Raw genomic sequence first — 18,989 nt, 5'->3', positions numbered from 1 at the left:
TGCCTTCTCTTTTTACTCCTTAATCTCCGTATAATTTTCGAGGTATTGCTTATCAGATTCAAGGTAGGTTTGAAACTTTCCTTCTATAATAAGAAGTAGAAAGGAGAGATACAATGAACCCAAATTCGGAGATACATACCACAGTCTTGCCGAATCAGCTGCGTAAAGTGAAAGCCAAATCTAGTCTTCGCTGGAAAGAAAGTTTACCGCTTATTCTCATGTTGATTCCCGGCATATTGTTCTATGTGCTGTTTAAATATTTGCCGATGGGAGGGCTTGTCATTGCCTTCAAAGACTACAATTTCACGGACGGTATTCTTCACAGCCCTTGGATCGGGACGAACAATTTCGAAACCTTGTTTAAACAAGACCAGACGTTGGACATTATCCGCAACACACTTGTACTAAGCGGTTTAACGATTATTTGTGGGTTTCCCATTCCAATTGCGCTTGCGATCATGTTGAATGAAGCTCGTCGAATGTGGTTCAAACGGATCGTGCAGACGATTCTCTATTTGCCTCACTTTTTCTCATGGGTCATTGTGGGTGGCTTGATCATCTCAATCCTATCGATTGAATCAGGCACCCTAAACAACTGGATCAAGCTTTCGGGCGGAGAGCCCTTCGCATTCTTATACAATACGAAGAGTTGGATCGCTGTGTTTATCTCTTCAGGTGTATGGAAGGAAATGGGGTTTAACGCCATTATCTACTTGGCAGCATTGACGGCCATCGATCCTTCTCTGTATGAGTCAGCCAATATCGACGGTGCGAACAAATGGCAGCAGATTCGTTATGTGACGATTCCGGGGATTAGCACAACGATCGTCCTTCTGCTCATTTTACAGTTAGGTAAGGTAATGGAGATTGGTTTCGATCATGTGTATGTGTTGCAAAATTCATTAAACGCCAATGTCTCCGAGGTCATCTCGACCTACATGTATCGCGTGGGACTTCAAGGCGGGCAATTTAGCTTGACGGCAGCAATGGGGTTTTTCGAATCCGTTGTAGGCTTTGTACTTGTCTATTCTGCTAATGCGCTGGCCCGGCGTTTCGGACATGGATTATTTTAAAAGTGGAGGTGACATAAAAACATGAGAACGTCCTTCGGAGACCGCCTCTTTTTCGGACTTAATTATGGTTTACTAGCGCTGATCGCCTTGACGTGTTTGCTCCCTTTGCTGCATATAGCTTCGTTATCACTTAGTCATACGCAGGAAATCCTTTCAGGCAGAGTCACGTTCTGGCCGGTTGGCTGGAATACGGATGCCTTTACGTCGATGATTGAAGGGACACGGATGCTATCTGCCTTTAGAAATAGTGTTGTGATCACTGTCGTGGGTGTTGCGCTAAGTATGCTAGTAACCATACTGACGGCTTACCCGTTGTCACGCAAATTATTTCCCGGAAGACGCTATGTGACCTTGGCTTTGATTTTTACCATGATGTTTACCGGTGGAATGATTCCCACTTATCTCATTGTGAAAACATTCGGACTTGTGAACAGTTACTGGGCACTATGGATTCCCGCTCTCGTGAATACATACAATATGCTCGTCATGAAAACGTACTTCGAGAACATTCCAGATGAGCTGGAAGAAGCGGGGAAAATGGATGGATGCGGGCAATGGCGTCAGCTGCTGCAAATCATTTTGCCATTATCTAAGCCTGTACTGGCGACGATCACGCTATTTTATGCGGTCAGCTATTGGAACTCATTTTTCAATGTGATGCTTTATATCAATGAATCCGCGAAATATAATTTGGCGGTCCTTGTCCAAAATATGATTCAAAATCAGCAGCTTCTGCAGGAGATTGTTTTAACAGGCGCCCAAGTGGAAGTTGTGCCGGAATCCTTGAAGGCGGCAAGTGTCATGATTATGATGCTGCCGATGATCGTGATCTATCCTTTTTTGCAAAAGTATTTCGTGAAAGGTGTTATGCTCGGCGCTGTAAAAGGTTAGATTCATCCAGTATCGGATTCACCATGCTTATCAAGCGTTTCATATATGAAAGGGGTATGTAGACATGAGAAATATGAAAGTGAAGCTTGCTTTAGCGGGAACGGCTGTACTTGCTTTAACGGTTATCGGCTGTTCCAAGGATGAGGGAAGCACTTCTACTGCATCACCAGCGGCATCGTCATCAGTGTCAGCAGCACCAACCAAAGCGCCAGAGGTTCGCAAAGACATTACCGTAACCGCTTACGACACCGGACGTGTTTCCCAAGATGAAGGAACCAATGAGTCCAATCGCTGGACCAAATGGATCAACGAAAAAGGGCCTGAGAATGTGAAATTCACAGCGGTTTCTTTTGCCCAAATTAAAGAAAAAACGAATGTCATGTTCGCCTCCGGCTCTGCTCCAGACCTCCTGATGGTATTTGATCCAACGATCAGAAACCCCTTGTACGAGCAGAAGCAACTGCTGCCTCTGGATGATTTGATTGCTAAGAGTTCCACAGATTACAAAAAGCTGCTTGAGCAAAATCCACTGCTCCGTAAAGCTGGCACCAAGCCAGACGGCAAGCTCTATGAAGTTGGCCATATTCAATGGGTGAATCCGCTTCGTGGCGTCATTATCCGTACAGACTGGTTGAAGAAGCTCGGTCTCGACATGCCGAAAACAACGGATGATTTATATAAGGTTGCGAAGGCTTTTGCGGAACAGGATCCAGATGGCAATGGTAAAAAGGATACGTTTGGTATCGCCTTGGCTGGCTCCATGGAATACACAATCAACCAAATGTTCTATGCGATTAAGCCTTGGGTTGTCAAAGACGGCAAGTTGACGTACAGCTGGGAAAACATTAAGGTTGCGACAGATTTTAAGAAAAAGCTGTACAGTGAAGGCATTGTAGATAAGGACTTTTTCAACGATAAAAATATGGCGAAGGCCAAACAAGACTTTATCACAGGTAAAGTTGGCATCATTTCACCGAACTTTAATACACCGCAGGATATCGTGTCACAGTTTCTAGATCCGCTTCAAAAGAACGTGCCGACTGCAACGATGACGCTGATGCCGTTCCCGACAAGTCCATTCGGACGCTATACGCCTTCGTTGGAAAATCCGGTGCAAATGACAGGTGCCGTTGCGGCCTCCACGAAAAATGCAGACGCTGTGATGAAATATATTGATTTCATGGCGAAAGATTCTACAGCTGATGTTCTCGATAATGGAACGGAAGGCGTTCATACGAAAACAGTTGACGGTTGCGCACAAATTATCGATGCCGACAAATTTAAGAAAGAAGTTAGCGATATCACGGTTTATATGAAAATGCTGACGAATACAGGCTTGCGCTTTAATAAATGTTCCACAGCAGCGGTTCAGTATAAGAGTGACCCGCGTGTGCAGGATTACTACCAATTGCTGCGTGATACTTACCTAACGTTCGATCTGCCTTACGCAGAATTGACGCACTCGGAGCATATGCCGCAGCTGCCGAAAGACCTTGCAACGATTGTGACGAACACAGATAAACAAGTGAATAGCATGGTTGGTGCTGGGAATGGAACGGTTTGGGCCAAATCCATCGTGGAAGGCGATAAATACTCCACCGAAGATGCGATGAAAGAAGCGATCAGCATTTGGGAAAAAGCAGATGGTAAGAAAGTCGAAGAGTGGATGGCCAACTGGTACGCAACGCAGAAAGATAGTGCTTTCTTAGCGAAGGACATGTATGAAATCGCGAAGCAGCAGGATCAGAAGTATAAACAAATTATGAGTGAAATTAAAAAATAATCCTTAGGGGGGCAGACGCATCAGAGCGATCTGCCCAGTAAAGGGGAACTACGATGGAAAATCAGACGCGAGTCATTAAGTGCGTGGATGCCAAGCAGGGCCGAGTGTTTGAAGGCATTGGCGGCATTACGAGCAACGGCATGTCAAAGCTGCTTATGGATTATCCGGAGCAGCAGCGTAACGAAATTATGGATTTATTGTTTAAGCCGATGTATGGGGTTAGCTTACAGCATTTGAAGGTGGAGCTGGGTTCCGATGTGAACACTTCGGCGGGTACCGAGCCTTCGCATATGCGGAGTCGAACGGACTTTGACATTACGCGAGGCTACGGGCTGCCGATCGCTAAGCTGGCTAAGGCGATTAACCCAGCGCTGCTGCTAGACGCGTTGCGCTGGGGGACGCCGCTCTGGATTCAGAACGATGAGGATAAGCTGGCGTATTACTTGAACTTTTTGCGCGGAGCAAGGGATGAATACGGACTCGAATTCGATTTCCTCGGTCCGGATATCAATGAGGGCGCATTCAGTCGCGACTGGACGGTGAATACGCTGGTCCCTGGCCTCAAGCGGGAAGGCTTCGGCCATATCAAGCTGGTCGCTGACGATAGCGACCATGGCTGGGATATAGCCGACCATGCGGCCGAGGATCCGGAGCTGTTCGATGCGGTGCACGCTTATGGCGTGCATTATCGCCAGGACAGCACGGAGACGGCCAAGGTCAGCGGGAAATCGCTATGGCTAAGCGAGGATCTCGCGCCATTCCGCCACAGCTTTAGCCGAGGTGCTCTGCATATCGGCAAGCGCATCATCGACATGTATGTCGATGGCAAGATGGTGAAATACGAGCTGCATCCATTATTGGAGGCCGAGTACGAGAACACGCCATTCAATTACAAAGGCATCTTAGTTGCCACTTGGCCATGGTCCGGGCATTACCGGATCGACCCTGGTTTCTGGGTGATTGCGCATTTCACGCAGTTCATGCAGCATGGCTGGATCTATCTCGATGACGCATGTGGACAATTGGAGACAGGCGGCTATGTGACACTGACCGATCCCAACACGAAGGATATCTCTATCGTCGTGCTTAACAATGGACCAGCGTCATGTAGTTACCAATTCGACACCGGAAATACCGATCGGAAGCTGTATATCTGGAAGACAACCGAACATGCTCATTTTCAACTGGTTGCTACACATCTGGAGTCGGATGGCCCGTATCAATTCACAGCCGAGCCATATGCCATCTATACGATCACAACGACAACTGGGCAGCGTAAAGGCGATGAAGAACTCAGCATAACAGCGGAAACGACATTCCCACTTCCGTATCGTGATGACTTCACGGATGGTCGTCCCAGTGGCAATCCGAAGTACTTGTCCGATCAAGGAGGCGCATTTGAATTCGAGCCGAATTCTGATGACGGGGGCCTAATCCTTCGGCAGCAAGTGAAGGAAGAGCAAATCCCGATTGACTGGACGTATCGTCGAACACCCGAACCCTATACGCTCTTCGGCAGCCTAGAATGGACTAACTATCGTTTGTCGGTAGAGGTCCAGCTGGAGCAGCAGGCAGGCTATATCGGATTAGGCGGCCGCATCAGCTATACATCCAAAAGCAATGAGCCGCCGGAAGGCTATTGGCTGCGCATGCGACATACAGGGCGGTATGAGCTGATGAAAGGGAAATATCCCCTTTTGCAGGGAGACACATCCGCCTTGGATCCGCAAGCCTGGTACGCCTTGGAGCTGGCATTTGAAGGCAAAACCATCAAAGCCTATTGGAACGGTGAGCAATTGTTTGAGTATACAGATAGCGAGATTCCGAGCGGCCATGCTGCGCTCCTAAGCAGCTATCATCGTCACGCCTTCCGTGGATTGCGGATCGAACCCATTAGGGAATCTTCTCCTGTGTCGTGTACGCGCTACCTAAACACAAATCTAGCCATTCATTATTCAGGTGAGTGGGATCGTGCTGATGGTGATTGGAACGTCTACGCTCGAACACTGGCCAAATCAGGTGCAGCTGGAGCTGAATTATCATTCCGATTCAAGGGTGAAGCTGCCAGCATTATTGGGAAGAAATGCGCAGACGGTGGATTCTTCGATGTTTACCTGAATGGCACTTATCAAGGTACAGTTGATACGTATAGACAACAAACTGGATTCCGCAAATCAGTTTATAGTGTGTCTAGTTTAGATCCTGAGACAGAGACGGAGATTCGATTAGTTGTCAAAGGGATGAAGCATCCAGAATCCGTAGATTCGCATGTTTACATTAACGCCGTGGAAGTAGTTGCAGGACAGCTGCTGTCTTAAATGTGTATTAAATATTGAGGGCCAAGAGTCATTCTTGGCTCTTTTTTGCGTGGCAGTCTTCAAAAGCTCCCCCCATAAATTAGAAAGCCGTATTCTAGGCTGGACTTTGCTCAGATTACTCCTCTTCGAGACTCATTAGTCCGACATTATCGAATTAATTTCACTGTCTGCGCCAACATATCTTCATTAGTCCTAAATAGCCTAACTAAATAGACCCAAACGCACTCTTCTTAACCAAACTGGGTAAATAGTTCAGCAGATTCTGACTATTTGTGCTTTTGTGAGAGGTATCCTCGTTTTAATTCGGAAATATCGGACTAACACTTACTCCGATGCTCAATGCACAGCACATAGCTGACCCAGTCCTGGATTCACCTCAATAAGACCTCAAAAGGGTCTTATATCCCAACATTTCTCCATGCCTCCATCAACTCCACGCTCTAACGCGCCAGTAACTCCCCGTCCGACCATTAATCACTCATGACAAGCCTCAAATTTATGATATAGTAGAATTAATGTTTGAAAACGCTTTATCACGCTCCCGATCTGCCATCATTCATCCCACCTTGCAAGGAGGTGCTCCATCTTACATGTTTAACATCCGAGCTAGGATGAGCACTATCTACTCACGAATCCTCTTGTTCAACATCTTGCTTGTGATCATTCTTTCCTTAGCGCCTCAGCTCTTTTATATCCACTATTTCTCTACCGCCTATAATCAAGAAATCAATAGACAAAGCACACAAGATGTCAGCAAGCTGAAATATGCTGTGGACGAAACAATCTTAGATCGTGTCATCCGGTTGGTGAATATTTATTTCTCCGATATTCCAAGTAATGAAGTACTCGCTTATCCGCTCACACACGATATTAGCGGCAATGGCTACAAGATTGCTGAGGTTAGCAACTTTTTGACGGACATCCCTTACAAGTTGAACTTCTTGCAATCCGTTGAAGTGTGGTATACAGCGGGAAACGTGTACATTAATGATAAATATAGTTCGTACTTGGATTCGGCAGGCTCACTCAAAAGCTTAGATGAAACATGGATTAATTTCCTGCGTACGATGAATACTCCCAATCGGTGGTTGCCCCCTCGTGTAACCACGCCATCGAATACGACAGTGATCACCTATCTATCCAATATTCCGTTGATCGATAGCCTCGCGAATCGGCAAGCTGTCGTTGCCATTAACATCAAAGAGAGTGCGATTCACAATCTCATTCAATCCTCTCCGACAGATGGAGAAGTATTATTCATTGTAGATGAAACAGGAAAAGTACTCGTCCATAGCGATAGCCAACTCGTTGGTCAGAATTTGAATCAGAAGGATTACATAACGACGCTCCTTCAGCAACCAGAATCAGGTACATTCGAAGCTTCCGTCGACGGCGTTCAAAGCGTCGTATCCTACGCCAAATCCAAGTATAACAATTGGAAATACGTATCCGTCATTTCGATAGATACCCTGTATCAGAAATCCAAGCAGCTCAAGAACTATTTGCTGATCACAACGATCGGCCTGCTCACGGTAAGCTTGCTTTTCTCGATATACATGACCCACTGGGCGAATAAACCATTGCGCAGCATCATTCAAACCATTCGCAATTTAGGAAGTTCAGATGGCGAAGAGAAGCATGCGAAGAACGAGTACACGATGCTTCATCAGGTGATCGACCGCGTATCCCATACGATTACTGATTTGAATCATCAAATGGAGACGAATAAACCAATTATTCGCGATAAGTTCATCATGCGGCTGCTGCAAGGGGATCTCGATCAGACCGATCCACAAGTAGCGAATATGGAGAAAACGCTTCAGCTTCATTTTGACGGTGAGAAAACAGCCTGTATGGCTCTTAAGGTTTTCGGTACAGAGGGAATTGGCCTGAAGAACGAGATGATGATTCAATACAGTATGCTGCAGCATGTTGAAGAACTTGGTAACTATAAACTAAATTCGACCATGGATAACGCTGGGCATATTATTGTGATACTCAATTATTCGCACCAATTGGATAAGGAGCAAATTCACAGCAGTATCAGCCAGCAGATGATAGGGAGATTTGTACTCGGCTTCGGACGTGAGTACGACCATGCCTACGCCAACATCGCACAATCCTACACAGAAGCATGCGAGTGTTTGAACTATGCCTTCATCATGCCAACGGAATCATGCATCGCTTATGAAGACCTCGCCATCGCACAACGCAAAGAGCACGGAAGTGGCCTGCAAATTATCGAGCAGCTGTCTGTCGCAGTACGTAATCGGAATCAGGAGATGGTGACTTCGATTCTGGATATATTACGGAAAGCGCTAGTTTCGGGCAGGTATCATATTGATTACTGCCGCAATACGGTGTTTGATGCGATTTCAATTATCCGGACAACCGCGATTTCAATGGATATTGATTTAGAGCGATTCCTTGGTTATGACATTCGGGATTATGGCCGAAAAATGGACAATGTTGCTGATTTAACGGACTGGCTCACTGGTGTGGCTGTGCAAATTATGGAGTACAACACTACCACTGCGACCAATGATGACCCAGGTACCGCGCTAGAACGTCAGATCCTTGCCTACATTGAGCAGAACATTTATAACGAGATCTCCCTTTCTTCATTAAGCGAAGGCATTCATATGAACTCGAGCTATGTGAGTCGGATCTATAAATCCGTTATGGGGTCGAATTTCTCCGAGCATGTGGCTGGTATCAAAATGAAACACGCAGAAAGCCTCCTCAGAGAAACGGACTTATCGATTAAAGAGATCGCTGCGAAGCTCGGTTATACGAGTCCTCGTTATTTTGCAAATGTGTTTAAAGAGAACTTCGGGTGTACGCCCAAAAGCTATCGAGATAGCCTCGAAAGCTAGTCCTCCCTACGAGAGCTGCGATGCACTATGCATGGCAGTTTTTTCTTTGCCCTAGAAAGCAAAAAAACAACACAGGTAAAAATATCTGTCATCCCACAGCAGAAACACGCCACGAATCCATGATTCTCACGAAGACGTAAAAAAAACAGCACTTCCGTAAAGTTATTGGGCGTTGTCGATCTCCGTGCATAGGCCGTACGATAAGGGCATCAAAACAAAACAAATCAAATTGCACAGCACACAAGACTTCGGAACAGGAGGCATGGCATGGAAAGCAACGCAATCATCGCAGCACGGGAAGCAAAGCAGCGCGTGCAACCGCAGATCAATAAAGAACGTGCTATCAAGCTGTATTGGAAACAAAAATATTTTTTCTTCATGTTAATACCCGTCATTGCCTACTATCTCATCTTCCACTACGCCCCCTTATATGGAATTGTTATTGCCTTTCAGAATTACTATCCACTTAAGGGCGTCGCAGGGAGCGAATGGGTAGGGTTAGATCATTTTAAGGAGCTATTCACGGGTCTGTATTTCTTACCGGTACTGAAGAATACCCTTATCATCTCTACGTATAAATTGATTTTTGGCTTTCCAGCACCGATTATTCTCTGTCTCATATTGAATGAGGTACGCCTAGTTTTCTTCAAGAAAGCCGTTCAGACCATCACCTATTTACCGCATTTCATTTCCTGGGTAATTCTTGGTGGTATTGTGATCGAATTTCTGTCACCGACACGAGGTTTGATCAATGCGATCATCATGGAATTTGGCCATAAACCGATCCTCTTCGTAACGAGTGAGACCTACTTTCGGTCGATCCTAGTTCTCTCCTCCATATGGAAGGAAGTCGGTTGGTCAACGATCATCTATCTTGCTGCAATCACAAGTGTTGATCCAGAGCTATATGATGCGGCAGATATGGATGGGGCGGGACGTCTCCGGAAAATATGGAACATCACGATGCCATCCATCATGCCAGTCGTAACCATCATGTTCATTTTTGCAGTAGGCGGCATCATTAATGATGATTTTGATCAAATTTACAACTTGCTCAATGCCTCCGTACTCTCCGTTGGTGATGTGATTTCCACCTATACGTATCAGATAGGGCTTGTGAAAGGCGATTACAGTTTCGCAACAACTGTCGGTTTATTCAAAAACATCATTGCCTTTTTCCTCATCTTGCTCACCAATTATGTCGCAAAGAAAACCAATGACTATTCCTTATGGTAGGTGATTTCAAAAAAATGGTAACGACACGCAAGAAAAAGAAACGAACCTTTGAAGATCTCTTAATTGATACGATTGTCTATACAACGCTCATTCTGCTAAGTGTGCTGACCATTATCCCCTTCATGCAGGTCGTCACAGTGTCGATGAGTCCACCAGAAGTGGTGAGCAGTTACGGTATTCATCTGATTCCGCTCAAATTTGATTGGGATGGCTATCGCAAAATTCTGGCCTATCAGCAAATCTGGACGGGGTACCAGAATACATTCGTTCGCGTGATTCTAGGTATTATCGTCTCCATGACCCTAATGATTCTAGCAGCGTATCCCTTGTCCAAAAAGAATTTGGTGCATCGCAAGTTTTGGACGATTTTCATGGTATTCACGATGTTTTTCAGCGGTGGCTTGATCCCGACTTACTTGATTGTCAAAGGCGTCGGTCTCTATAACAGCGTATGGGCGCTTGTGCTGCCTGTCGCAATTAATACTTTTACCATGCTGATTATCCGCAATTACTTTATGTCCTTACCCGAGGAGATTCAAGAGTCAGCCCGTATCGATGGGGCGAATGAGTTCGTTATTCTAACGCGCATCATCTTGCCGATTTCCATCCCGATCCTTGCTACAGTAGGTCTGTGGACGATGGTCTACCATTGGAATGAATGGTTTAACGCCATGATTTATCTCAAGGATTCGAAGAAAGCGGTCCTGCAGCTTGTGTTGCGCAAAATTATGTTTGAAGGCTCTGAGCCACAGGCTGTTGAGGCAGCGAATACGATTTATGCGAACACCGACACGATGAAAATGGCTGCACTCATGGTATCCCTGATTCCACTGCTTGTTGTTTACCCTTTCCTGCAAAAGTATTTCGTCAAAGGCGTCATGATTGGCTCATTAAAAGGTTAATCCCAGCCCCCTCACAGGGGATGGTTCACTAACATACATGTCTAGGAGGGTCTAAAAATGAAGCGTAAAGCAATTCGTCATGTAGGCAGCTTGGTGAGCGCAGCTTTATTAGTAGGGAGTTTGGCAGCATGCAGCAGCGGCACAGAGAGCAGTACGACAAGTACCACCCCAGCACCCGCAGCAACAGGTACAACAGCAACAGCAGCAGCGAAGAATGAAGCACCAGTAACAATTGAATGGGCAGGCTATAACATCAACGATGTAGCACCAGATGCGAATTCAGAGATCATACAGGAAGTGTCCAAACGTTTTAATGCAAAAATCAATGTCTGGACCGCGGATTCGCAGAAATACAGTGAAGTGTTCAACGTCCGCATGGCATCGGGAGAAATTCCGGATATTTTGAGGCTGAAAGGCTTCGAATTATCCAAACTCGTGGACAGTGGGGTAGCCGCTGAAATTCCAGTAGATACGATCAAGCAGAAAGCACCGAACTACTACAAATTAATCATGGACAATGACACTTCAGGGTCAGCTTTCCGTTCCAGCATGTACAAAGGCAAAAACTATGGCCTGTCCGCTTTCCAACTAGACGGCACCTATCCAACCAGCCTTGTATGGCGCACCGATTGGCTCAAAAACGTCGGCATCACCAAAGTACCTGAAACATTGTCTGAGTTTGAAGATGCCATTTACAAATTTACGAATAATGACCCTGATAAAAATGGCAAAAAAGACACCTATGGCTTGTCCAGTACAGCCATGCAAACGGTGCTGGGCGCATTTGGACCGATTCCGACAGACGTCATTAAAGGGACAACGCCTTACTCCGCACTCTGGTATACCGTCAAGGATAACAAAGTGACGATGGATGCGATCCAACCAGAGATGAAAGAAGGCCTGAAGCTGCTGGCCAAATGGTACAAAGACGGCGTCATCGATCCTGAGTTCGTTACGGGTGAGAATAAAGGCGGTTATTGGGCGACTTCCCATGCCTTCATTAACAACCGTGTCGGTGTGACGGGCAACGTGATGTATTATCACTGGACACCGCCGCTTACAGAAGGGGATAAAGGCGGCCCGGTTTATCAAGAATTCATGAAAGTGAAGCCGGATGCCAAATTCGACGAAACGTGGTCACTCGGGAAAGCGATTAAAGGTCCAGATGGCAAAGCCTACGGCGCGAACATTTGGGGCTACAACAACGAAACCCTTGTAATTACGAAGAATGCAGCGAAAGATCCGAGAAAGTTAGATACGATTTTGAAAATGCTAGATACACTGGTCACCGACAAGGACTATTACATGTTGGCTAACTACGGTGTCAAAGGCAAAGACTACGTCATTAACGCAGACGGATCTGTCGCTTCCAATCTCAAGAATCCAACTGAAACAGCACAACGCGCTGTCTCCACTTTCGGCATGTACACGAACAATCCGGATGTAGTGAAGCAGATATTCAAAGCGAAGTATGTCGTCGCGGATAAAGTGAAAGGAACAGGCACACCGCCATCTTATCTGCCAAGCGTAGAAGCTTCCGGCAAGTACACAGCGGATTTACAGAAGCTGACGACGGAAAATTACATCAAGATCATTACAGGCGAGCAAACCGTTGATTCCTTTGATGATTATGTCAAAAAGGCACGATCAGCTGGAGCAAACGAGATTGAAAAGCAGTACACCGAAGTCATTAAATAGTTTGCAAATGAATTCATTTCTCTAAATTAGAAGACTGTCACATTCGTAGCCAAACTGCAAATGAGGCAGTCTTTTCTTTACCCCAACAAGGAGGAACTTAGCGACATGAAGCTGACAGATTTCATCACCATTTCCGATGTGAGAACTCATATTTTAGGCAAAAGCATGGAGGGACGCATTTTCCCAGCACGCGATGATCGCGAGGCTTGGGCTGGCGTGTCCATCGACTTACAGCAAGCTTGGGTGACACAAGCAGAGTCGTACCTGGGTTACGAATGGCCATCTTTGCGTGCGACCTCCTTTATGGCCTATTTCGAAGAGGGAAGCCGTAAGCCTTACGATTCGGTTGAAACAGAAAGACGCAATGGGCTTTGCACACTCCTGATCGCAGAATGCATCGAAGCCAAGGGGCGGTTCCTGCGGGAAATTATGAACGTAGTTTGGCTCCTCTGTGAGCAGACGACGTGGTGCGCTCCGGCGCATCATTATTTATCCCTTCGGCCTGGAGATGTTCTTTCTAACTCAGAAGAACATTTGTTCGATTTATCCGCAGGTGAAACCGCAGCGCTACTCGCTTGGACATCTCACTTGCTGAAGTTGCAGCTAGATGAGATCTCTCCCCTCATTAGAGCACGCATCGGTGTAGAACTGGAACGCCGTATTATTGCTCCTTACACGGCTCGAAATGATTTCTGGTGGATGGGCTTTGGGGAACGAGAGGTAAACAACTGGAACCCGTGGTGCAATGCGAATATGTTAACAGTCTTGCTCTTGCTGGAAATGGAGCCAGAGCGGAAAGCAGCGCTCTACGATAAGGTGTTGCGCAGCTTAGATCGGTACGTAGAGGTACAGTTCGAGGATGGCGGGTGCGATGAAGGTTCAACGTACTGGGCTAGAGCGGCCGGGATGCTGTTAGTCAATCTTGAACTATTGTATCGTGCTTCGGACGGTGTGCTGTCGGTCTACGATCAACCTTTGATTAAGAAGCTAGGACAATTCGTCTACAACATGAATATTGACGGTCATTACTATGTTAATTTCGCAGATGGCTCCGCGATTGCTTCACAGGATTACGGCATGATCCATTTGTACGGTTCACGTATTCAGGATGATCAGCTACGTGCTTTGGGGCAGATTGGGTTCCGCACGTATCAAGTACCTGAGCGCAGAGGGAAGGGCATTTCCTTTTTTCAAGAAATGATCAGCTTGCATAGCTTTGCCAATATTCAGAAGGAGACAGCGCTCGCGCCCCCTCTTAATCAAGATGTATGGCTTCCGAATCTGCAAGTAATGGCCTCCAGGGAATTGGAAGGCTCATCACAAGGCCTATTTGTGGCAATCAAAGGCGGTCACAATGATGAAAGCCATAACCATAATGACATCGGTCATTTTGTGGTTTATGTGAATGGGAAGCCGTTTTTGATTGATATCGGGGTAGAGACGTATACCCAGAAGACGTTTAGCCCACAGCGATTTGAGATATGGACGATGCAGTCTGGCTATCATAGTGTTCCGGTCATCAACGGTTTTGAGCAAAAGGAAGGCCGTTCCTTCCGCGCGGAGGACGTCACCTATGAGAACAGCGTGGACACTGTCCGTTTCGGGGTAGAGCTAGCGAGTGCTTATCCAACTGAAGCGGGTGTGCAGAGTTGGCACCGCAGTCTAACGCTGCATAGAGGGCTGAACCCAGTCATTGAACTGAGGGAATCGTGCTTGCTTACAGAGGCTACTGATCAAGTGCTTCTCCACATGATGTCGAGCCAACTTCCCCAGCATCATGAGCAGGGCCAGATACGTTTGCAAGATCAGGCGAACAATCAGCTCGTTCTTTTTTATGAGCATGAACAATGGGAGGCCGTATTTGAGCACATCACGATAACAGACGAAAGCTTGACGCGCGTGTGGGGCGACAGCCTGTATCGCATCCAATTTCAACTTCGTCATGCCGTGCAACAAGGCAATTGGGTGTTTCGAATGGCTGAAAGGCTGGAATAAACAACTAACCTGTCTATGGAGGAGGGGAATTATGAAGCCTATCGTGATCTTATTTCTTCTGTCTATCTTTGTGACAACTGGCTGCACGGAATGGCAGAATCCATCATTTGCAGGTCCTTCTTATGCCACAGTCGCCTATATCAATGATGTACCGATCGATGAGCGCGAGTTTCAGCTTTTTTTGAATGATGCGAAGGCGCAGACTGCAGGCTATTTCAAGAAAACATATAACGCCGATGACTCAGCCTCCTTCTGGACGACGAGCTTTCAGGGGGAGGTGCCTATCGAGAGAGCCAAGCAGCTGGCCCTAGACCGTTTGAAAGAGGTCAAAGTGCAACAGCTTTTAGCCCAGCAATACGACCTCGTGAATGATCTTAGCTATACAACCTTTCTTGCGAATTGGTCTCAGGAAAATCAGCGTAGGGAGAAAGCGATTAAGAATAACCAAGTCATCTACGGTCCTAGAAGATATGAGGAACGCGGTTATTACACCTATGTGTTTTCCAATTTGGTATTGAAAGTCAAAGCAATCTTTCAAGAGGAGACAGTATTGAAGGGAGGTGACACCGCCAGCAGCGGCTTAAGTGATGATCAAAAGCAACGCGCGCTGGACACTAGTTACGCAGACAAAGTGAAGCAATTGATGGATGCTGCACAAGTGAGGCTTGTGGACCACGTTTTTCAAGAAATGAAGGTACAGTAAGCAAGTGTACTTCTTGTTGGTCTAGTTCCTGTAAACGCTTATATTTCATGGTAGAGGAGAAAGATTGATGAAAATTTCAAAGGCATTTCGTTTATGCCTGTCGGTCGGCCTAATTTTCACACTCTTATTGACGATCGTTTTATCGATACCAGCACTAACAACCACGACGTATGCGAACAATACGACATACTATATTGACTCCGCAGGAGGCAGTGATAGCAACAATGGTTTGAGTACAGGGACTGCCTGGCAAACGTTAACCAAAGTCAACAGCACGACATTTTTACCTGGTGATAAAATCCTTTTTAAATCGGGCTCCGTTTGGACTGGGCAGTTGCACCCGCTTGGGTCTGGAGCTTCAGGGTCACCTATTATCATAGATAAATACGGCACAGGCAATAAGCCGATTATTAATGGGAATGGACTAACCGGAGGCACGGTCTATTTTTACAATCAGCAGTATTGGGAATTGAATAACTTAGAGGTCACGAATACATCAGCTTCTGCAGGTGACCGTTACGGGGTCAAGGTTGAGGCACATGATGTGGGAACATACAACCATTTCTATATTCGAAATATGTATATCCACGATGTTACGGGAACGAATACCGATGCGTTGAAAGTAACTGGAGGTATCTATGTCCTTGTATCTGGCACCGCGGTAAGAACCAAATGGAACGACGTACTTATTGATGGTAATACAATAGAGCGCACGGATCGTACGGGAATTAGCAATGGCAGCTCCTGGGGGAACAATGACGGGGCAGGCAACTTCGAGCCTTACACGAATCTCGTTATCAGCAACAACACACTGAATGATATTGGCGGAGACGGCATTGTCATGAGGGCATCCATTAATGGATTGGTTCAATATAACGTTGTGAATACAGCGCATGCGCGGGATACTCATTACAATGTGGCGATCTGGGCGATCAATAGTACGAATCCTGTAATGCAATATAATGAAGCCTACAATACCAAAACAACGAACGACGGCCAAGGCTTTGACTGTGACTTTAACTTGACTGGCTGTACGGTTCAGTACAATTATAGCCATGATAATGAGGGTGGCTTTCTGCTCGTCATGGGGAATGGATCGATTCGTAACGATAATATGATTGTTCGCTATAATATTTCTCAGAATGACCGAGCGCGTATTTTCCAATTCAATAGCGGCTACACACCGTTGAATAGCCAAATCTATAATAATACCTTCTATATAGGTTCTGGTTTAAGCACGAGCATTACTACAGGGCTGGCAGGAAGCAATCCAATTTATTTTAAAAATAACATCGTATATAACGCAGGTAGCGGCGGCTATTCCGTCAAAGCGAATGACGTGTATGATTACAACGTTTTCTATGGTAACCATCCTGCTAGCGAGCCTAGTGATGCTCATAAATTAACGAGTGATCCACTTTTGGCAGGAGCGGGCAGCGGCGGCACTGGTTTAAGCACAGTCAATGGCTATAAGCTGGGAACAGGTTCACCAGCCTTATCCTCTGGTGTTTTAATCAGCAGTAATGGAGGGAAAGATTACTGGGGCAACACCGTCTCATCGTCGACTGCACCGAATCGCGGCGCTTATAATGGAGCGGGTATCGTCCTCACGACGCCGAATACATGGATAGCCGTGGATGATGCGAATGTAAGAGACGGCACTTACGCTACAGCGAATCAAGCTGGAACAACGGCTGTTACCGTTGATACGAAGAACGATTTAACTAGCTACAAACGTGATGGTTATTTTAAATTTGATTTTAACAGCTATAGTGGGACTGTCTCTAACGCAACGATTACATTGAAGCCAATCACAGCTGCAATGAGCGGCATTCAAAATGAGGTCGCACTCGTTAGCGACAACACCTGGACAGAAGGTGCCATCACATGGGATACGAAGCCTTCCTCCAGCACCGTGCTTGGCACGTATACAATTGTAGCGGGTACGCCAATTACCATAAATGTAACATCTCAAGTGCAAGCGGCGATGTCCACCGGCAAGAAGCTTTCCATTCGGGTGTACAGCACGACACCTGTGCATTCTAATGGGAATGTGTCCTTTGCTTCAAGCGAGAGTATCACGACCACGGATCGGCCTAAGTTAACTATTACACCGTAAGCATGTAGAAGAGCTGAATGCTTAGACGCGCATAACGACAGTCCATGTCGAGGCGCCGGGCATTTGGCTCTTGTTTTGATCGAATAATTAATTTTTTAATTGGAAAATTAAAACATTGCTATCTGATTGTCATCCATGCTATATTACAAATCCGGCCAAGAGATAGACAAGAAACAGACAGGCTGGTAACGAAAAAAAAGAATTAAAAAAAAGCTTGCAATTAAAAAATGAACATGGTATATTACTCCTCGCTGCTTCGGTAACACGGCAGTGAACGAAAGAAATTGATCTTTGAAAACTGAACAACGAGTGAGTAAGCACAGTCGAGTAATCGACTATAAAAGAGATTGCAAAATCTCGCTAGCTTCAAATGAGCAAGTCATCTTTCTATTATGGAGAGTTTGATCCTGGCTCAGGACGAACGCTGGCGGCGTGCCTAATACATGCAAGTCGAGCGGGTTTAACCTTCGGGTTAAGCTAGCGGCGGACGGGTGAGTAACACGTAGGCAACCTGCCTTTAAGACTGGGATAACTATCGGAAACGATAGCTAAGACCGGATAACTGGTTTTCTCGCATGAGAGAATCATGAAACACGGAGCAATCTGTGGCTTAAAGATGGGCCTGCGGCGCATTAGCTTGTTGGTGAGGTAACGGCTCACCAAGGCGACGATGCGTAGCCGACCTGAGAGGGTGAACGGCCACACTGGGACTGAGACACGGCCCAGACTCCTACGGGAGGCAGCAGTAGGGAATCTTCCGCAATGGACGCAAGTCTGACGGAGCAACGCCGCGTGAGTGATGAAGGTTTTCGGATCGTAAAGCTCTGTTGCCCTAGACGAACAGCAAGGAGAGTAACTGCTCTTTGTGTGACGGTATAGGAGAAGAAAGCCCCGGCTAACTACGTGCCAGCAGCCGCGGTAATACGTAGGGGGCAAGCGTTGTCCGGAATTATTGGGCGTAAAGCGCGCGCAGGCGGTCATTTAAGTCTGGTGTTTAATCCTGGGGCTCAACCCCAGTTCGCATCGGAAACTGGATGACTTGAGTGTAAGAGAGGAAAGTGGAATTCCACGTGTAGCGGTGAAATGCGTAGAGATGTGGAGGAACACCAGTGGCGAAGGCGACTTTCTGGCTTATAACTGACGCTGAGGCGCGAAAGCGTGGGGAGCAAACAGGATTAGATACCCTGGTAGTCCACGCCGTAAACGATGCATACTAGGTGTCGGGGATTCGATTTCTCGGTGCCGAAGTTAACACAGTAAGTATGCCGCCTGGGGAGTACGCTCGCAAGAGTGAAACTCAAAGGAATTGACGGGGACCCGCACAAGCAGTGGAGTATGTGGTTTAATTCGAAGCAACGCGAAGAACCTTACCAGGTCTTGACATCCCGATGTAAC

The 18,989-nt window shown here is 46.4% G+C and carries 11 protein-coding genes and 1 rRNA gene; all 12 read left to right on the top strand.

Annotation, left to right across the window (positions count from 1 at the left end; genetic code table 11):
• The first annotated feature begins 113 nt into the window (after nt 1-113).
• Entirely contained in the window at nt 114-1,073 is a 960-nt protein-coding gene (locus AC58QM_RS12880) for an ABC transporter permease (protein ID WP_497284507.1), read from the top strand.
• 21 nt (nt 1,074-1,094) lie between these two features.
• Nucleotides 1,095-1,964: a carbohydrate ABC transporter permease gene (locus tag AC58QM_RS12875; RefSeq protein WP_497284505.1), complete on the top strand. Its 870-nt coding sequence runs from the start codon at nt 1,095-1,097 to the stop codon at nt 1,962-1,964.
• 64 nt (nt 1,965-2,028) lie between these two features.
• Nucleotides 2,029-3,747 (top strand): type 2 periplasmic-binding domain-containing protein, encoded by a 1,719-nt coding sequence (locus tag AC58QM_RS12870; RefSeq protein WP_497284503.1) that lies wholly within the window; start codon nt 2,029-2,031, stop codon nt 3,745-3,747.
• Between the two features lie 53 nt (nt 3,748-3,800).
• Entirely contained in the window at nt 3,801-6,065 is a 2,265-nt protein-coding gene (locus AC58QM_RS12865) for a hypothetical protein (RefSeq protein WP_497284501.1), read from the top strand.
• A 590-nt stretch (nt 6,066-6,655) separates the two neighbouring features.
• Nucleotides 6,656-8,941, top strand: a complete 2,286-nt coding sequence (locus tag AC58QM_RS12860; RefSeq protein WP_497284499.1) for a helix-turn-helix domain-containing protein — start codon at nt 6,656-6,658, stop codon at nt 8,939-8,941.
• A 267-nt stretch (nt 8,942-9,208) separates the two neighbouring features.
• On the top strand, nt 9,209-10,177 hold the full coding sequence (locus tag AC58QM_RS12855) for an ABC transporter permease (protein WP_310502619.1): 969 nt from the start codon (nt 9,209-9,211) through the stop codon (nt 10,175-10,177).
• Nucleotides 10,178-10,191: 14 nt separating this feature from the next.
• Complete coding sequence (locus AC58QM_RS12850) at nt 10,192-11,079, top strand: carbohydrate ABC transporter permease (protein WP_497284497.1); 888 nt, start codon at nt 10,192-10,194, stop codon at nt 11,077-11,079.
• 57 nt (nt 11,080-11,136) lie between these two features.
• Nucleotides 11,137-12,777 (top strand): type 2 periplasmic-binding domain-containing protein, encoded by a 1,641-nt coding sequence (locus AC58QM_RS12845; RefSeq protein ID WP_497284495.1) that lies wholly within the window; start codon nt 11,137-11,139, stop codon nt 12,775-12,777.
• A gap of 105 nt (nt 12,778-12,882) precedes the next feature.
• Entirely contained in the window at nt 12,883-14,772 is a 1,890-nt protein-coding gene (locus tag AC58QM_RS12840) for a heparinase II/III domain-containing protein (RefSeq protein ID WP_497284493.1), read from the top strand.
• Nucleotides 14,773-14,803: 31 nt separating this feature from the next.
• Nucleotides 14,804-15,475: a hypothetical protein gene (locus tag AC58QM_RS12835; RefSeq protein ID WP_497284491.1), complete on the top strand. Its 672-nt coding sequence runs from the start codon at nt 14,804-14,806 to the stop codon at nt 15,473-15,475.
• 67 nt (nt 15,476-15,542) lie between these two features.
• A complete protein-coding gene (locus AC58QM_RS12830) occupies nt 15,543-17,594 on the top strand; it encodes a CBM96 family carbohydrate-binding protein (protein ID WP_497284489.1) in 2,052 nt (683 codons plus the stop codon).
• A 389-nt stretch (nt 17,595-17,983) separates the two neighbouring features.
• Nucleotides 17,984-18,989, top strand: a 16S ribosomal RNA gene (locus AC58QM_RS12825); the annotation flags it as partial.

The organism is Paenibacillus sp. J22P165 (assembly GCF_059692015.1).
This window is presented reverse-complemented; position numbering and strand designations above follow the sequence as displayed.